Source organism: Sphingomonas agri, assembly GCF_038148795.1.
GTDB classification, from domain to species: Bacteria; Pseudomonadota; Alphaproteobacteria; order Sphingomonadales; family Sphingomonadaceae; genus Sphingomicrobium; species Sphingomicrobium agri.
In genome coordinates this window covers 699,154-714,565 of record NZ_JBAPEU010000001.1, presented here as the reverse complement: position 1 = coordinate 714,565, position 15,412 = coordinate 699,154, and the positions used below count along the sequence as shown (strand labels likewise).

The 15,412-nt window shown below is 63.0% G+C and carries 17 protein-coding genes, 1 tRNA gene and 1 riboswitch; of the genes, 7 read left to right on the top strand and 11 right to left on the bottom strand.

Annotated features, from left to right (window positions below):
• Positions 1-36 precede the first annotated feature (36 nt).
• Positions 37-1,074: a rod shape-determining protein gene (locus tag V8192_RS03555; protein ID WP_341631669.1), complete on the top strand. Its 1,038-nt coding sequence runs from the start codon at positions 37-39 to the stop codon at positions 1,072-1,074.
• Between the two features lie 64 nt (positions 1,075-1,138).
• Positions 1,139-1,522, top strand: coding sequence for an SET domain-containing protein (locus V8192_RS03550; protein ID WP_341631668.1), 384 nt, complete (start codon positions 1,139-1,141; stop codon positions 1,520-1,522).
• A 28-nt stretch (positions 1,523-1,550) separates the two neighbouring features.
• Here V8192_RS03550 and V8192_RS03545 read toward each other — a convergent pair whose 3' ends face one another.
• The 4 genes from V8192_RS03545 to V8192_RS03530 all read right to left on the bottom strand — a co-directional run bounded on the left by V8192_RS03545 (position 1,551) and on the right by V8192_RS03530 (position 4,554).
• Positions 1,551-2,222 (bottom strand): glutathione S-transferase family protein, encoded by a 672-nt coding sequence (locus tag V8192_RS03545; protein WP_341631667.1) that lies wholly within the window; start codon positions 2,220-2,222, stop codon positions 1,551-1,553.
• Positions 2,223-2,256: 34 nt separating this feature from the next.
• Positions 2,257-2,709: a hypothetical protein gene (locus tag V8192_RS03540; protein ID WP_341631666.1), complete on the bottom strand. Its 453-nt coding sequence runs from the start codon at positions 2,707-2,709 to the stop codon at positions 2,257-2,259.
• 61 nt (positions 2,710-2,770) lie between these two features.
• Positions 2,771-3,580 carry an undecaprenyl-diphosphate phosphatase gene (locus tag V8192_RS03535; protein WP_341631665.1) on the bottom strand — a complete coding sequence of 270 codons (810 nt, stop codon included), beginning with the start codon at positions 3,578-3,580 and terminating at the stop codon, positions 2,771-2,773.
• 17 nt (positions 3,581-3,597) lie between these two features.
• A complete protein-coding gene (locus V8192_RS03530; protein ID WP_341631664.1) occupies positions 3,598-4,554 on the bottom strand; it encodes a complex I NDUFA9 subunit family protein in 957 nt (318 codons plus the stop codon).
• 91 nt (positions 4,555-4,645) lie between these two features.
• Here V8192_RS03530 and V8192_RS03525 point away from each other — a divergent pair.
• Positions 4,646-4,732, top strand: a tRNA-Leu gene (locus tag V8192_RS03525).
• Positions 4,733-4,993: 261 nt separating this feature from the next.
• Positions 4,994-5,881 carry a DUF1259 domain-containing protein gene (locus V8192_RS03520; RefSeq protein WP_341631663.1) on the top strand — a complete coding sequence of 296 codons (888 nt, stop codon included), beginning with the start codon at positions 4,994-4,996 and terminating at the stop codon, positions 5,879-5,881.
• Positions 5,882-5,884: 3 nt separating this feature from the next.
• Here the strand turns inward: V8192_RS03520 and V8192_RS03515 are convergent, their stop codons facing one another.
• Together V8192_RS03515 and V8192_RS03510 are read right to left on the bottom strand one after the other, a co-directional pair.
• The gene (locus V8192_RS03515; protein ID WP_341631662.1) at positions 5,885-6,235 is read right to left on the bottom strand and encodes a DUF3147 family protein; all 351 of its coding nucleotides are present in this window, start codon (positions 6,233-6,235) and stop codon (positions 5,885-5,887) included.
• Between the two features lie 17 nt (positions 6,236-6,252).
• On the bottom strand, positions 6,253-6,768 hold the full coding sequence (locus V8192_RS03510; protein ID WP_341631661.1) for a manganese efflux pump MntP: 516 nt from the start codon (positions 6,766-6,768) through the stop codon (positions 6,253-6,255).
• Between the two features lie 67 nt (positions 6,769-6,835).
• Positions 6,836-6,999, bottom strand: a riboswitch (yybP-ykoY riboswitch).
• A gap of 115 nt (positions 7,000-7,114) precedes the next feature.
• Here V8192_RS03510 and V8192_RS03505 point away from each other — a divergent pair.
• The gene (locus V8192_RS03505; RefSeq protein ID WP_341631660.1) at positions 7,115-7,852 is read left to right on the top strand and encodes a hypothetical protein; all 738 of its coding nucleotides are present in this window, start codon (positions 7,115-7,117) and stop codon (positions 7,850-7,852) included.
• A 221-nt stretch (positions 7,853-8,073) separates the two neighbouring features.
• Positions 8,074-9,525, top strand: coding sequence for an AMP nucleosidase (locus V8192_RS03500; protein ID WP_341631659.1), 1,452 nt, complete (start codon positions 8,074-8,076; stop codon positions 9,523-9,525).
• Between the two features lie 21 nt (positions 9,526-9,546).
• On the opposite strand, the gene V8192_RS03495 is transcribed toward V8192_RS03500, so the two are convergent.
• Entirely contained in the window at positions 9,547-11,253 is a 1,707-nt protein-coding gene (locus V8192_RS03495) for a bifunctional metallophosphatase/5'-nucleotidase (RefSeq protein WP_341631658.1), read from the bottom strand.
• Positions 11,250-12,092: a S1/P1 nuclease gene (locus tag V8192_RS03490; RefSeq protein WP_341631657.1), complete on the bottom strand. Its 843-nt coding sequence runs from the start codon at positions 12,090-12,092 to the stop codon at positions 11,250-11,252. Before V8192_RS03490 ends, V8192_RS03495 begins: the two co-directional genes overlap by 4 nt.
• Positions 12,093-12,158: 66 nt before the next feature.
• On the opposite strand from V8192_RS03490, the gene cdd reads away from it, so the two are divergent.
• Positions 12,159-12,581: a cytidine deaminase gene (gene cdd / locus V8192_RS03485; RefSeq protein WP_341631656.1), complete on the top strand. Its 423-nt coding sequence runs from the start codon at positions 12,159-12,161 to the stop codon at positions 12,579-12,581.
• Here cdd and V8192_RS03480 read toward each other — a convergent pair.
• The 3 genes from V8192_RS03480 to V8192_RS03470 form a co-directional block, all read right to left on the bottom strand.
• Positions 12,578-13,093 carry a hemerythrin domain-containing protein gene (locus V8192_RS03480; RefSeq protein WP_341631655.1) on the bottom strand — a complete coding sequence of 172 codons (516 nt, stop codon included), beginning with the start codon at positions 13,091-13,093 and terminating at the stop codon, positions 12,578-12,580. The two genes, cdd and V8192_RS03480, sit on opposite strands and share 4 nt — an antisense overlap.
• A gap of 40 nt (positions 13,094-13,133) precedes the next feature.
• Positions 13,134-14,072, bottom strand: coding sequence for an isopenicillin N synthase family dioxygenase (locus V8192_RS03475; RefSeq protein WP_341632298.1), 939 nt, complete (start codon positions 14,070-14,072; stop codon positions 13,134-13,136).
• Between the two features lie 84 nt (positions 14,073-14,156).
• The gene (locus V8192_RS03470) at positions 14,157-15,404 is read right to left on the bottom strand and encodes a NupC/NupG family nucleoside CNT transporter (RefSeq protein ID WP_341631654.1); all 1,248 of its coding nucleotides are present in this window, start codon (positions 15,402-15,404) and stop codon (positions 14,157-14,159) included.
• Positions 15,405-15,412 lie beyond the last annotated feature (8 nt).

The window sequence follows — 15,412 nt, the reverse complement described above, 5'->3', positions numbered from 1 at the left end:
TTTGATTCTCCGAATCTTGAGGCCGGGGGGCCCGCAATGCGTTCTTTGTTCAACTTCTCGTCGCGCGACCTTGCCATCGATCTCGGCACAGCGAACACCGTCGTCTACGTTCGTGGTCAGGGCATTGTTGCAAGCGAGCCCTCGGTCGTCGCCATGGAAACGCTGAACGGGGTGCGGAAGGTACGTGCCGTGGGCGACGATGCAAAGCTGATGCTTGGCAAGACCCCCGACAACATCCGGACGATTCGCCCGCTTCGCAATGGCGTCATCGCCGACCTCGAAGTCGCCGAGGAGATGATCAAGCATTTCATCCGCAAGGCGCACGGCGGACCGAGCCGCTTTTCGCGCGGACCCGAAGTCGTGATCTGCATCCCCTCGGGAGCAACGTCCGTCGAAAGGCGGGCGATCCGCGATGCCGTGAGCAACGCCGGCGCCGATCGTGTGTCGCTGATCGAGGAGCCGATGGCTGCGGCGATTGGCGCGGGCCTGCCGGTTGCAGAACCGATCGGATCAATGGTGGTCGATATCGGCGGCGGGACTACCGAGGTCGGAGTGATCTCGCTCCAGGGCCTGGCGCTCTGCCGTTCATCGCGCGTCGGCGGTGACAAGATGGACGAAGCGATCGCCTCCTACGTCCGCCGCAACTATAATCTCCTCATCGGGGAAGGAACGGCCGAGCGCGTGAAGCTCGAGATCGGCGCGGCGGTTCGCCCCAGCGACGGCGAGGGCCTGACGACGCTTGTGCGCGGGCGCGATGTTGGCCGGGGCATGCCGGGCGAGATCCAGCTCAACCAGGCGCAGGTCGCTGACGCCCTGAGCGAGCCCGTCAATCAGATCGTCGAGGTCGTGCGCACGGCGCTTGAAAACACTCAGCCGGAGATCGCTGCAGACGTCATCGACCAGGGCATCACCATGACCGGCGGCGGCTCGCTTCTGCGCGAGTTCAGCACGGTGCTCCAGGACGCGACAGGGCTCCCCGTTCATGTCGCGGACGACCCGATGAGCTGCGTTGCGCTGGGCGCCGGCCGCACTCTCGAGGACCAGGTCTATCGCGGGGCGCTCATCGCCGCCTGACCGCAACGGAACCATGCGCGGGCACTGCCGTTAGCGCGCCCGTTGGGGCGTGGAGCGTTCGTTCATGTTGATGGTCGAGACCGAACTCAGGCCAAGCTTGATCCACGGGATCGGCACATTCCTCCTCGAGGACGTCAAGGCTGGCGATCTCATCTGGCGTTTCGACAGCCGCATCGATCGCATCTTCTCGAACGAAGAGCTCGAAACCATGCCCGAGCGGCTTCGCGATTTCCTCGTGATGTACTCGACCTTCCACGAGCAATCGGGGCTGTGGGTATTGTGCGGCGACAACGGACGCCACTTCAATCATTCGGACGAACCCAACACCATCTCGCTTGGAGTCGCGTTCGGCGATGACGTTGCAGCAAGCGATCTTGCAGCCGGTACCGAGCTGACGACCGATTATTTCCAGATCTGCGACGCAGTCCGCGCACGCGGCACGGTCTGAATATCAGCCAGTCGGTCGGCGTCCCCAGCTAGAAGTCGACCTTGTCATAGTGGCCGGGCGGCACGATCACTTCCATCCGTTCAGCAAGGAGCGGCCGGAAGCACGGCCTCGATTTCATCACCGCATACCAGTCCTTGGTCTGCTTGTGTCCGCGCCAGTCCAACGCACCGAGATAATCGATAACGCTGAGGTGAGCGGCGGCCGTGAAATCGGCGAGGCTGAGGCCAGGGCCGGCAAGCCAGCGGCGGTGGTCGAGCAGATAGTCGAGGTAATCGAGATGCTCGCTCGAGGTGCGCATCGCCTCGCGCAAGATCCTGGTATCGGGACTCTCGCGGTTGACGAGCCGCTTGCGCATCCGCTCGTTCATCAAGGGCTCGACGGCTTCACGATAGAGCTTGATGTCGAACCATTCGGTCATCCGCCGGATCTCGGCTCGGAGCGCACCATTGCCATGGATCATCGGCATGCGGTCGACCGTCTCGTCGAAATATTCGACGATCGGCTGCGAACCGATGAGGGTGACCCCCTGATCCGGCTCGACCATGACCGGGGTTTCGCCCGCAGGGTTCAGGTCGATGAATTCGTCGCGCTTCTCCCAGGGATTCTCGCGCACCAATTCATGCCCGACGCCCTTCTCGGCAAGGACGAGACGCACTTTCCTTGAAAAGGGACACAGCGGGAACTGGAAAAGCTGCCACATCGAGCCGCTGCTTTAGCGGCTGAGCGTCGGGCGTCTAGCGCCTCGGATAGGTCGGATCGGGAAGATTGGCGACCGCGCGATCGAGGGCCTGCTGCGCTTCTGCAAGGCTTCGCTCAATCCCGGGAAGCGCTTCGTTTAACGCCCTCACGGTGCGGCCGATCTGGGGTCCGACCGTCGCAAGCTTGTGCTGGACGTCGCGGTCGAAGTTCGGGTCCTTCTTGCGAACGAGGTCGCCCACCGTTTCGTTGCGTTCGCGCGGCGATGCTTCACGCCCTTCGATCGCCGCGTGCATCTCGCCGACCCGGACGTTGAGGAGCGCCTGCGAGGCGGCCTGCATGGCGCCGGCGACCCGCTGGATTGTTGCAGGATCTGTCAATTCGGGCGGAAGCTGGAAGGCGTCGGCCGCCGGCGGTGCGACTCGCTCCTGCGCAAGCGCGGGGCTTGTAAGACACAGGATAAGCGGCAGGCCGATCAAGCTTCTGTGCATGGGTACCACCATCTAAGTCACTGAATTATCAGGCCAGGGATACTGCCGTGCAAGTTAAAACTTAGCGCAGGGTCAGCCACGCCAGAGCAGCCGCGCCCGCGACGATGCGGTACCAGGCGAACGGGGCAAAGCCGTGGCGCGAAATATAATGGACAAAGGCCCGCACGACGATGAGCGCGACCACGAAGCTGACTGCAAAACCGACCGCGATGGTGCCAAAGCCGACGCCTGCGCCCGACATCATCTCGTGATGGTGTTTGACGAGTTCGAGAGTAGTTGATCCGAGCATGGTCGGGATCGCCAGGAAGAAGCTGAACTCGGCGGCCGTCCTTCGTTCAACCCCGAGCGAGAGTGCACCCATGATCGTCGCCCCCGAGCGGCTGACGCCGGGGATCATCGCGAGGCACTGCGCCACGCCGATCCCCGCTGCCGTCGCGGCCGGCATCTCGCTGACCCCGATCGTGTCGGAGCGCTTGGCCATCCGCTCGATCACCAGGATGGCGATGCCCCCGATGATGAAGGCGATCGCCACGACCTTCCCGTTCCCGAGCAGCGCCTCGATGTGCTTGATGAGAAGAAACCCAAGGACTCCCGAGGGAAGAAAAGCGATGAGCACGTTTCGAACGAAACGCCAGGACATGGCGTTGCGCCTGATGAGCCCTTCGAGCACCGCCCAGAAGGTGCGCCAGTAAAGCACCACGATGGCAAGGATGGCGCCCAGCTGGATGATGACGTTGAAATAAGCCCATTTCTCGGCATCGAAGCCGAGGAGCTCGGTGGCGAGAATGAGATGGCCGGTCGAGGAGACCGGCAGGAACTCGGTGACGCCCTCGACAATGCCGAGGATGATGGCGATCAGGAGAATGGGCATCGGCTAGGCGTCGCGGATCACGAGGTGGCCGTCAAATTAATCCGTCGTCCCGCGAACTTGCCGCCTCGGTGGAAGCGGCCGAGCCACTCGTAGGCAACCGCTCCAAGAGGGGCCGGTTCGATCGCGAATGCTTCAAGGCCCGGCAAGTTGCCTGACGGAACATTGTCCTTCTGAAGCATCAGCCACTGATCACGTGTGAGCGGCGCGCCGGGCAGCCAGCCGAAATAGGAAAGCAGGTTGCCGAACAGATCCGGCATCGGAACGATGTCCGTCTTCTGCCCGCTGAGATCGACGATCGCCTGTTGGAGTTCGACCATACTCATGACCTGCGGACCGCCGATCTCGTAGGTCTGGCCGCCAAAGCGCTGCGGCTCGAGTGCCGATAGCGCGATCGCCCTGGCAAGATCGCGCACGTAGACGGGCTGGAAATTGCGCTTGGCAGCGATGACCGGGAGGAACGGCAAGCGGGCCATTGCCGCAAAGCGGTTGGTGAGCTCGTCCTCGGGACCAAACACCAGCGAGGGCCGGAGGATCGTCACGCTGCCGAAGGCCTTGCGGACAGCTTCCTCTCCTTCGGCCTTGGTCCGGCCATAGGCCGAACTCGCCTCGAGGTTCGCGCCGATCGCCGAAATGTGGACGAGGGCTACCGCGCCCGCATCGCGCGCCGCCTCGGCAACGTTGCGAGCGCCATCGACGTGAACCGAATGCATTCCCTTGCCGAAAACGCCGCACAGGTTGATGACCGCGGTCGCGCTCTTGACGGCGTTCCTGACGCTCGCAGCATTCGTGATGTCAGCCTGTTGAAAGCCGAACTGCCCGACCTGGCCCAGCGGCTGGATAAAGTAGGAGCTGCGAGGGTCGCGGCTCGCAACGCGCACCCGGACTCCACGCTTGAACAGCAGTTCGCAGACGTAGCGGCCGATGAATCCGCCGCCGCCGAAGACGGTTACAAGCTCTTCGTTCCGCTCAATCATGGGGTGGCGCGATAGCCGCTCGCTTCCTAGATTGACAAGGCAGCGGCGGCGCCTTTAAGCGCCGCCGCCTGCCGAAAAGACAAGCACCTGTGCCCAGGTGGCGGAATTGGTAGACGCACCAGCTTCAGGTGCTGGCGCTCGCAAGGGCGTGGAGGTTCGAGTCCTCTCCTGGGCACCATCCCCGGCCAGACTATTGGCAGTTTGGCAATCCGCTGAAAACTAACAGCTTTCCTTCGAACGAGCGCGACATCTGCGCGGCGCGTCTAACATGCCCGAACAGATGATCCGGCTCACTGTTGTCGCCCCGTCGCTCCGAAAGACTCAGGATAATGCCCGCAAACTGCTGTCCTGAAGTCGCGACGGCAGCACGCGAGTTCATTGGCCCTCACCCGTCCTTTGTGTGAAAGAAGCGGCTACTCTCGGTTGGAGGAGGAACGTCATGCGATTGAGCGGTTTCTTCGTCCTGTGCGCGCTCGTCGGCTCTGCTCCGGCCGTGCTGCAAGCCCAGGCGCCACAGCAGTCCTGGGCTGCCGTCGATCAAGCTCTCGGCCGGCCGGGCGCAACGCAGCCGGACGGGGTACGGCGATACGGCTTCCCCAGGTCAGACCTCAACGTTCAACTCGATGGCGTGGCGATCAAGCCTGCTCTCGCCCTGGGCTCATGGCTGGCGTTCGAACCCCTGGGAGGGTCGGCAACCGTCATGGGGGACCTTGTGCTGACGCCCGATGAGGTGAACCCCGTAATGAGCGGCCTGCTGCAAGGCGGGATCGAGGTCACCGCCATTCACAACCACCTGCTGAGGTCATTGCCGCAGACGGTCTATATGCATGTTCACGGCCACGGCGACCCTGCGAAACTCGCGGCTGCACTGCACGCCGCGCTGGCTTTATCGCACACGCCGCTCCAGCCGCCCGCCATCGCGGCACCTGCTGCCATCGAGCTCGACACTACTGCCATCGATCGCATCATCGGCAAGCAGGGAAAAGCCACCGGCGGGGTCTATCAGTTCACCGTACCGCGCCGCGAGAAGATCATTGATGATGGCATGGACGTACCTGCGACGATGGGTACGGGCATATCAATCAACTTCCAGCCGGCGAGCGGCGGCAAGGCTGCGGTTACCGGAGACTTCGTTCTGGTCGCAAGCGAGGTTGCACCAGTGATGCGTATCCTGCGGTCCAACGGCGTCGAGGTGACCGCCCTGCACAGTCACATGATTGGCGAGGAGCCCAAGCTCTATTTCATGCACTTCTGGGGGGTGGCGGATGCCAGCAGGCTGGCGAGGGCCATGCGTTCCGCGCTGGACCTTACAAACGTACAGCGGTGACCACTAGAGCCTGAGACCGAAGCGCGGCCCGATGGCGGTCATGGCGAGATAGAGTGCAATCGTAAGGAGACAGCCCACTGTTAACGCCGCCCAGAAGTTCCAGCCGGCGCGAAGCAATGCAGGCATAAGCAGGAACATCGGAAGTGAGGGGAGGACGAACCAAAAGGTCGCCTGGATGTGCGAGGCCATGTTCGGCACATCTGGCTTGTCGTGCCACAGCCACAGGATCCCAAGGACCGACACCAGCGGCAGCGACGCTATGAGCGCCCCGAAACCCGGGTACCGCTTGGCTACCTCCGATACGATCGCGATGATGATGCCAGACAAACCGGCTTTGATTGCGAGATACAACATGGGGACTGCCTCCGTAATCAGCCGATAAAGCCGGTGTGTTCAAGCAAGATCGCGGTGCCGATGGCGATGAGACCCAGGCCTCCGATCAGCTCGATGATAGGCCCGAAGCGCACTCCGAAGGCCCGGCCAACCAGCAAGCCTGCGGTCGCCATTGTGAAGGTCGCAGCGCCTATCGCCAGAGACACTGAAACGATGTTCACGTTCACCAGCGCTAGCGTCACCCCGACTGCGGCTGCATCGATGCTGGTGGCGAATGCGGTCAGGACCAGCGTCAGCACGCCGGCTCTAATCGGGGCCTTGTCTGAAAGTTCTTCAGCTTGGCCGAGCCTGCGAATGCTCTCAAAGGCCATTTTGCCGCCGACAATGCCGAGCAACACGAAAGCGGCCCAGTGATCGATAGCAGCGATGAACCGGCTGGCTGCGAGCCCGATGGCCCAGCCGAGCAGCGGCGTGACGGCCTCGACAGAACCGAAGACCAGGCCGCCTTTCAAGGCGCTCCGGAAGTTGGGCCGCGTAGATGCGCCGCGCGCCATTGCCGCAGCGCAAGCGTCCGCTGACATACTGAAGGCGAGAACGGCGATTGCACCGGGGGTCATCGAAGAGCTCCGCCGGGCGCAAGACAGCACATCCCGCTAGGCCGCCCGGTGGACCTGGGGTGTGCTGGTCTCGCTAAGCGAAACGTGCCGCCCTTCGCGCCATGCGCCGCAGCGCAAGTATGTTGACGCGATGCCGACCAAGAGGCCGGAAGCTACTCCCCAACGTGGACTCCACCTAGCGGCGCCAGCGCAATGTTCAAGACCCCGGTGTGCCCAATCCGTAGTTGCAACTGAGAGTCAGTCGCAATAGATGCCCCTGCAACAGTCAAACGATGGGGTGTTCATGAAGTCGTTTTCAATCGCTGCCGCAGCTGTCCTGGCTCTCGGCGGCAGCGCCCTCCATGCAGCTCCGGGTTTGGATGAGAAGGTTTACGGGGCCACGGTGGAGACGGGCGTATCGGAGGTCGAAGTTCGCTACGGTAGGCTGGTAGGCGGCGTGGCCGCCGGCGAAGACGCAACTGTCGTGGAACTGTCGCATGGTTTCTCGGACCGTCTTTATGCCGGAGTGCTGCTCGGGTTTGAGCGGGAACCGGGCGGTTCCCGTCAATTCCAGGCCGTGGGGGCTGAAGGCATTGTAACGCTCGGTCACATCAATGCGATCGACACCGACGTCGCGATCTACGGTGAGTACGAAGCGGAGCGGCACGGTGCGGACAACCTGGAAACCAAGCTGTTGCTCCAGCATCGCCGAGGGACATTCGACGGGCGGCTCAACTTGATTGCCGAGAAGCAGCTCGAAGGTGGCAGCCCCGTGGAGTTTGGGTACGGAGCTTCGGCCGATTGGAAGCTCATTGGAGACCTTCGAGGCGGCGTAGAGGCGTTCGGCGAGCTGGGTTCGACGCGACACCTCTTCCCGCGAGCCGGGCATTTTGTCGGCCCGATTCTAAAGACCGAGCTTGAGCATCTGCCTGCTCGCGGCGAGCTGGGCATCGAAGCCGGCTATCTGGTTGCTGTCGGCGCTGCACGCGATGAGGCGAGGGGCCAGGCGAGACTGCTACTGGAGTACGAGTTCGACTTCTGAGGGAGGTGTTACCCGCCTTCAATGCCTGGATAAGGCTGTTTTTTCAGCAGACGTGAGAGATGCGCTCACATCCATATTTCGTCCTCCTGCGCCTTGGACGGACGAATGGCAGGCTGCCGGAGCCGGATTGAGGCCGCGGGAGTGGCGCCTCGCCGCGTTGGCTATGCTTCGTTGCCGACCGCGATCTTGCCTCTGCACCTCACTCCCGATTAGTGCAGGCCATGAAACGTCAGTTCAACGCCCACGCAATCGTCGACGAGCTCGCGGCGATTTACGATGAATCCGTGGGCAATCTTCGTCAGGCGCTTGCGCGCTATGTGGATGATCGCACCGCTCCCGACGCGCGCTTCCGCAAGAAGGGCGCATTCGCCTATCCCGAGCTTCGGATCGAATACGGCGGCAAGATGCCGGCGCCCGCGCCCGCGCGCGCGTTCGCACGGCTCAACCAGCCCGGCACCTACGCAACGAGCATCGCGCGCCCCGAGCTTTTCCGCGATTATCTCGTCGATCAGCTCGAACATATCGCCCGCGACTATGACGTCGTCGTCTCGGTAGGACACTCTGCAAGCGAGATCCCCTACGCCTACGTGATCGAGAACAGCGGCATCCAGGTCGGTGACATCGGCACCGCCGAACTCTCCCGCTTCTTTCCCTCTAACGAACTGGTGCACCTTGGCGACGAGATCGCGGACGGCGTCTGGGTGAGAAGCCCGGAGCAGCCGCGGCCGCTCGCCCTGTTCGACGGGCCGCGTACCGACTTCAGCCTCGCGCGCCTGCGGCACTATACCGGGACACCCCCGGAGCATTTCCAGCAGTTCGTCCTCTTCACCAACTATGTCCGCTATGTCGACGAGTTCGTCGGCGTTGCAATCGACACGTTGAGGCGAAAGGACTCGCGGTTCACGGCCCTCTCCGTGCCCGGCGCTCTCTATGAGCCGGGCGAGCTGACCGACGCGGAAGCGCAGATCGCTGCAGGCCAGTGGCGACGTCACCAGATGCCCGCCTATCACCTCATGGCCGAGGGTCGCAGCGGCATCACGCTGGTCAACATCGGGGTCGGGCCTTCGAATGCGAAGACGGTTTGCGACCATGTCGCAGTGCTTCGTCCCGAAGTGTGGCTGATGATCGGCCATTGTGGGGGCCTGCGGCCGAGCCAGACAATCGGCGATTATGTGCTCGCCCATGCGTATCTTCGCGACGACCATGTGCTGGACGATGTACTTCCACCCGAAGTGCCGCTGCCCGCGATCGCCGAAGTGCAGAATGCCCTTTTCGACGCAACGACCAGTATTACCGGGGAGGACGAGGACAGCGTCAAGCGGCGCCTTCGTACGGGGACGGTCGTGACGACTGACGACCGCAACTGGGAATTACGCTACGCCGCCTCGTCGCTGCGCTTCAACCAGAGCCGCGCCGTCGCGATTGACATGGAATCGGCAACGGTTGCCGCCCAGGGTTATCGCTTCCGCGTGCCCTACGGCACGTTGCTGTGCGTTTCGGACAAGCCGCTCCACGGCGAGCTGAAGCTCCCGGGCCAGGCCAACGCGTTCTACGAACGCGCGGTCAGCCAGCATTTGAGGATCGGGATCCAGGCGCTCAACCTGTTGCAACGCGAAGGTGAAGACCTTCACAGCCGCAAGCTCCGCAGCTTCGACGAGCCGCCGCTTCGCTAGCGAGCGGCGCTTGCAATGACATCAGTGGATGCCGGTGATGCGCACGCGGTCGGGAACGGGCGGCGTCCTGCCAGGAGCAATCCAGTCGACGAGTGCGTCGAGGTCGATGATATTGCTGTCGGTGATATCGGTCCCGGCAGTAAAGGCGCTGAGATTGTCGCCGCCCGAAGCGAGGTAATTGTTGACGGCCACGCGGTAGCGGCGCGCCGGGTCAATCGGCCGGCCCTGGAGACGCATGTCGAATAGCCGGTTGCCGGCCGGCTTCGACATGTCGACCGCGTAGGTGAAGCCTTGGGAGGGCGCGAGCGCTGCGGGAGTCCTAAAGCCAGCGCGGATCGCCGATCCGAATTGCTGCTCGAGCGTGCTCTTCAGCTGAGCACCGGTTAGCGTCATGACGACAAGGTTGTTGCCAAAGGGCATCATGGCGAAGGCCGCATCGTAGCGAACGTCACCGCCTGGAAGATCGACCCGGACGCCGGTCGCATTGACGAGCGCCAGCTCGGCCCCGCCCTTATCCGGAGCTTTTGTTGCGGCGAGCATGGAATCAGCGACGAGGTCCGCAGCCGAGCTTTCCCCATCCTGCACGTTCCTCGCTGCAGGTCCGGCGAGGTGGCCGACGACCCGGCTTGCGATGGGCGCGACCGCCGCGGCATAGCGGCCAACCAGCGCCTGTTCAGCGATGTCCTCCCCATGCTCGCCGTTGCCGACGGTGACGTTGTGGGCGTCCTGGTGGACCAGCCGGTGCGTCGCCGGATCGAATTGGAGGCGCAGGTCGGTGACGAAGTAGCCGTATTTGCCGGCGCTGGTGAGGAGCCGCCCATCGGCAATGCCTGGCGTACCTCTGCAGACGTAGGCCCAGTGGGTATGACCCGAGATCACGGTCCTGATCGCGGGATCGAGCTTCTTCAGGATCGGCAGGATCTCGCCGCTTAGACCATCGCAGGCCTCGCCGCGGGTGAAGGTCGGGGTCTTGCCGCCCTGATGGATGAGAAGGACGATGGCGTCCGCGCCTTCGGCCTTCAGCTGCGGCACCAGAGCATTTGCAGTCTCCGCCTCGTCCCTGAAGCTTAGACCCTTGACCCCCGACGGGGTCACCAGCGTCGCGGTTCCCTTGAGCGTCTCGCCGATGAAGCCGATCGTGATCGGGCCAGAGGGCGTCTGGAAACGCTTGATCGCGGTTGCAGGAAAGATGGTCGAGCCGTCCGCTGCGACCACGTTTGCGGCAAGGTAGCGGAAGCGCGCGCCGCCGAAGGGTTCGACGGCGCAAGGCACGCGGCGAGTGTATTTGGCGCAGCCGCCCGCCTGCATGCGCTTCAGTTCGTCGCTGCCGCGGTCGAACTCGTGATTGCCGACAGAATTGATCTCAAGCTTCAGGAGATTCATTGCATCTATGGCGGGCTCATCAAGATAATTGGCCGAGACGAGCGGGGATGCGCCGATCGTGTCGCCGGCGGAAACGGTGATCGTGCTGCTGCGCCCTGCACGGAGCTCGCTGAGAACCGCCGCGAGATGTGAAGCGCCCCCCGTCGCGATCTTGTGCTTGCTGCCATCGGGCTCCGTGACCTCGACCGGATCCGGCGTCTCGAGATTACCGTGGAAGTCGTTGAAGGCGAGGATTTGCACCTCGATCGGTGCGGGCCCCGGCCCGGCAGCGAGCGGGTGCGAAACCTGGGCAGCGCAGGCCCCGAGTAGAATGGCCGGAAACGCGGCGGCAAGGCGGCGGATCATTTTGCGGAACGCGCCTCGGGCTCAGCAAAGATGGCATCAAGATAGGCGGCGAGCCGAATGCCCCCCTGGCTCAGTCGCTGCTGCATCACCGGCGTGAACCTGAAGACATAGCCGTAGGAAAGATCGGGTACCGCTGCCGCTTCGGGCGCGTTCCCCCTGGAGCGCGGAAGGTCGCTCGCAGTCGGATAAAGGGTGTCGCGAATCTTTGCGCTCTCGCTGATCCAGTCGCGAGGATTTGCGTCCCACCACTTCACCACGTCTTCGTTGCTGATATGCCGCTCGAGCTTCGCTGCAAGTTCACTGAACGAAAGCTGTTCGTCGTCGACCAGAAGCGAATCCCAGACGCTGTGGAGGTTGGTGGGCTTGCCAAAGAAAGTCACCTTCACCTCATTGCCGCCCCTGTCGTTCAATTTGCCGACGTGGAGCGGCTGGTGAAGATCGCCAACGAGATGGATAACAAATCGGAGCGCCGTCTTCTTCTGTTCACGGCTCGCGCTCGGATCCTGCAGGATGCGGCTGAAGCGGCCGAGGGCCTCGAGCGCATCGCCCTCGGGCGGTGCATGATCGTAGACCGTTCCGTTCAGTGTCACATAGTGCCAGGGCGTTGCCGTTTTCTGCCAGAATTCGCCAGGCGCGGCGCGCATTTCATCGGGCCAGTTCGCGGCTTCATCGAGGCTCTCGCCCGGTTCGAGAATCTGCTCGATCTTTGCGCGCGCAAGACCGCTGAGTTCCCGATCGGCGATTGCCGCGACGACCCGGTGGCCGGTTTTGCCCCACGCGAATACCGGACTTGGAAGCAAGGCCGCGGCGGCCGCGGCAACAGTCAACCATGGCTTCATTGACGAACACTCTTGAGATTCGGAACTGCTAGCGCATGCCCTGTGCAGCCGCCTAAGGACAAGAGCATGACAGATGAACAATTGCTTGAGCTTGCACGGACGGCGGCGGCGAGGGCCTATGCTCCTTATTCGAGGTTCAATGTCGGCTGTGCGATCGAGTCGGTCGACGGCGAGGTCGTGACCGGCGCCAACATGGAAAATGCCTGCTACCGGCTCGGTATCTGCGCGGAGCAGAGCGCGCTCAGCGCGGCGCAGCATCGCTTCGGGCTCGGCAAGGTTGCGAGGATCGCGGTGGTGGGCGGGACCGGCGACGTGGTCTGCACGCCCTGCGGAGGCTGCCGCCAGGCGATCCTCGAGGCAGCACAGCTCAGCGGCCGCGATCTTGAGATCATGTGCGGGAGCGGCGACGGGTCCAAGATCGAACGGCACAGCGTTGGCGAGCTCATCCCGTTCGGCTTTGGACCGGCCAATCTTGAGCGCCCCGCCTAGCTGTTTTCAAGGACGTAGGCGTCGACGTCGCGGTCGACCGGTTTCACGCCCTCACCGCTCAGATACTCGGACTCGAACTGCAGGAATTGCAGCGCCAAACGGTGACGAAGCTCACGGTCCGCGTGCCGGCGGAAATCGGCGAGGCCCTGTCTTTCCTCCTCGGCCATGTGATCGCTGTTGGCTTTGTTGCAGGCTGCAACCGCATCGAACCATTGCCGGGAACCAGGCTCGCAGCCATCGACGTTCGATGCGGTATCGCGGATCTCGTTATGATCCTTGATCGCATCGCGGGTCTCGTCGCGCGGGCTTTCATCGTCGGCGCCGCGGCCGACCTTCAATAGCTCGGGGTAGAAGAACCGCTCCTCGGCAAGCGCGTGCGTGTCCAGGAGTGCCCGCAATCGCGCCCAGACCGCCTTTAGCGTCTGGGCGTCGGCGGGTGAGAGCTCGTCGATGAGGGCGAACAGACGGCGCTGTTCGGCATGATCGTCGGCGATGAGCTGCGTGATGTCCATTGAAGGCTCCTCGACAAGCCGGTTGCCCGGGATGAAATCTTCAGACGAGCTTTATCTCCCTGAGGCGCTCCTGGAGATAGTCGTTCGCTGTAATCGCCGGCCACTTGGGCTGTTCCCCAGCAGCGACCGTCTCGGGAAGGGCTTCGATAAGGAAGTCCGAGCGGAAGTGCAGGAAGAATGGCATCGAATAGCGCGCAAGCGCTGCCCGGTCGGGCGCCGGGTTGACGACCCGGTGGGATGTCGAGCGCAGTTTCCCGTTCGTCAGACGCTGCAGCATGTCGCCGATGTTGATCACCAGCTCGCCAGGTTTGGGCGACACCGGAATCCAGCGACCATCGGTGGTCAGAAGCTCGAGCCCCGCCTCCTCGGCGCCAAGGAGCAGGGTGATCGCATTGATGTCCTCGTGCGCTCCTGCGCGGATATGCTCTCCCGTAGGCTCCGTTTGCGGCGGGTAATGGAGTGCTCGAAGCACTGAATTGCCGTCGCGCACCGCGTCCTCGAAATAATCCTCGTCGATCTTGAGGTAGCGCGCGATGGCCTTGAGGATCTTGAGCCCGGTTCGGTCGAAGGTCGCGAACAGCTCGAGGAAGGTTTCCTTAAAGCCCGGCACCTCCGAGGGCCAAAGATTGTCAGGCATATGATCGCGGAACCTGTGCCCGGCAGGGAGGTCGCGGCCAACGTGCCAGAATTCCTTGAGATCGTGCGCCTTGTGGCCCTTGGCCGTCTCGATCCCAAAGGGCGTATAGCCGCGAGCGCCGCCTCCGCCCGGGACGAGATATTTGCGCTTCACTTCCTCGGGCAGCGCGAAGAAGGCCTTGGCCTTCTCTTCGGCGCGGAGGATCAGCTCACCTGGAACGCCGTGGTCGGCAATGATCGCAAAGCCGTATTCCTCGAAGCTCGAGCCGAGCTTGCGTGCGAATTGCTGGGGGTCGCGGTCCGCGTCCTTCAGCGAAACAGATGCGATTTCGTCGTCAGTCATCGTTGCCATGACGTTACTCTCTACTCGTCAATGCGAGCGAAGCGAAGCAATCGAGCTGCGTCTCCTCGCCCCCGCGTCCCTGCTTCAGGGAAGCATCAGGCTTGCAAGCGCGGCGCTCATGAGGTTGGCAAGGCTTCCGGCGAGAAGCGCGCGAATACCAAGCCTTGCGATCACCGGGCGCTGATTGGGCGCAAGGCCGCCGGTCACGGCCATCTGGATCGCGATCGAGCTGAAGTTGGCAAAACCGCAGAGCGCAAAGGTGACGATCGCGCGGCTCCGCGCGCTCAAAGTTGCCGGGTCCATCTTGCCAAGCTCGATGAACGCCACGAATTCGTTGAGGACGAGCTTGGTGCCGAATAGTCCGCCCGCTGTTCCCGCCTCGCGCCACGGCACGCCGATGAGGAACATGACTGGCTGGAAGACATAGCCGATCAGCCGCTGGAAGCTGAGATCGGGAATTCCCACCAGGTTGCCAAGGCCGCCGAGGAGACCGTTGGCGAGCGCAACCAGCGCGACGAAGGCGAGGACCATGGCCCCGACCGCGACTGCAAGCTTGACGCCCGTCTGCGCGCCCTGCGCCGCGGCCATGATGATGTTTGCCGGCTGCATTCCTTCTTCGAAAGTCTCCGCGACATCGACCTTCGTGTCCTCGGCCTTATCGGTATCGGCGGGGTCGTCGGGCATGATCATCTTGGCCATGAGGATGCCGCCCGGCGCCGACATGAATGCGGCTGCAAGAAGGTAGGGCAGATAGCTTGCGCCAAGGAGGCTCGCGTAGGCCGCAAGGATTGTTCCTGCGACGCCTGCCATGCCGACGCACATGACGGTGAAAAGACGCGAAGGGGGAAGCGCTGCAAGATAGGGCCGGACGACAAGCGGGGACTCGGACTGGCCGACGAAGATGTTGGCGGCAGCCGAAAGAGATTCGACCCGGCTGATGCCCGTGACCCAGCCGATCGCCCCGCCGACCCAGCGGACGATCCGCTGCATGATCCCGAGATAATAAAGGATGGCGACGAGGGAGGCGAAGAAGATGATCACGGGGAGCGCAGCGATTGCGAAGCTGTGCGCCAGCGGATTGGATTCGCTTGGGCCGAACAGGAACTCGGTCCCCTTGGTTGCATAGCCAAGGAGATTGCCGACCCCGTTCGAGAGAGTCTGGATCGCGGCGCGGCCCCAGCTCGTGTACAGCACCAGGAAGGCAATGGCCGCCTGCAGCGCGAAAGCGGCGCCGACCACCCGGATCCGAATTGCCCTTCGGTTCGTCGATAGCGCGAAGGCGATCGCAAGAATGACGATGATGCCGGCAACGCCGAGCAGCTTTTGATTCATGAAGCCCC

Coding starts and splice junctions, on each gene's coding strand:
- V8192_RS03540 (WP_341631666.1), bottom strand. CDS start 2,709: ATGCACAGAAGCTTGATCGGCCTGCCGCTTATCCTGTGTCTTACAAGC.
- V8192_RS03530 (WP_341631664.1), bottom strand. CDS start 4,554: ATGATTGAGCGGAACGAAGAGCTTGTAACCGTCTTCGGCGGCGGCGGA.
- V8192_RS03500 (WP_341631659.1), top strand. CDS start 8,074: ATGAAACGTCAGTTCAACGCCCACGCAATCGTCGACGAGCTCGCGGCG.
- V8192_RS03515 (WP_341631662.1), bottom strand. CDS start 6,235: ATGTTGTATCTCGCAATCAAAGCCGGTTTGTCTGGCATCATCATCGCG.
- V8192_RS03545 (WP_341631667.1), bottom strand. CDS start 2,222: ATGTGGCAGCTTTTCCAGTTCCCGCTGTGTCCCTTTTCAAGGAAAGTG.
- V8192_RS03470 (WP_341631654.1), bottom strand. CDS start 15,404: ATGAATCAAAAGCTGCTCGGCGTTGCCGGCATCATCGTCATTCTTGCG.
- V8192_RS03520 (WP_341631663.1), top strand. CDS start 4,994: ATGCGATTGAGCGGTTTCTTCGTCCTGTGCGCGCTCGTCGGCTCTGCT.
- V8192_RS03490 (WP_341631657.1), bottom strand. CDS start 12,092: ATGAAGCCATGGTTGACTGTTGCCGCGGCCGCCGCGGCCTTGCTTCCA.
- cdd (WP_341631656.1), top strand. CDS start 12,159: ATGACAGATGAACAATTGCTTGAGCTTGCACGGACGGCGGCGGCGAGG.
- V8192_RS03480 (WP_341631655.1), bottom strand. CDS start 13,093: ATGGACATCACGCAGCTCATCGCCGACGATCATGCCGAACAGCGCCGT.
- V8192_RS03550 (WP_341631668.1), top strand. CDS start 1,139: ATGTTGATGGTCGAGACCGAACTCAGGCCAAGCTTGATCCACGGGATC.
- V8192_RS03505 (WP_341631660.1), top strand. CDS start 7,115: ATGAAGTCGTTTTCAATCGCTGCCGCAGCTGTCCTGGCTCTCGGCGGC.
- V8192_RS03555 (WP_341631669.1), top strand. CDS start 37: ATGCGTTCTTTGTTCAACTTCTCGTCGCGCGACCTTGCCATCGATCTC.
- V8192_RS03495 (WP_341631658.1), bottom strand. CDS start 11,253: ATGATCCGCCGCCTTGCCGCCGCGTTTCCGGCCATTCTACTCGGGGCC.
- V8192_RS03475 (WP_341632298.1), bottom strand. CDS start 14,072: ATGACTGACGACGAAATCGCATCTGTTTCGCTGAAGGACGCGGACCGC.
- V8192_RS03510 (WP_341631661.1), bottom strand. CDS start 6,768: ATGGCGCGCGGCGCATCTACGCGGCCCAACTTCCGGAGCGCCTTGAAA.
- V8192_RS03535 (WP_341631665.1), bottom strand. CDS start 3,580: ATGCCCATTCTCCTGATCGCCATCATCCTCGGCATTGTCGAGGGCGTC.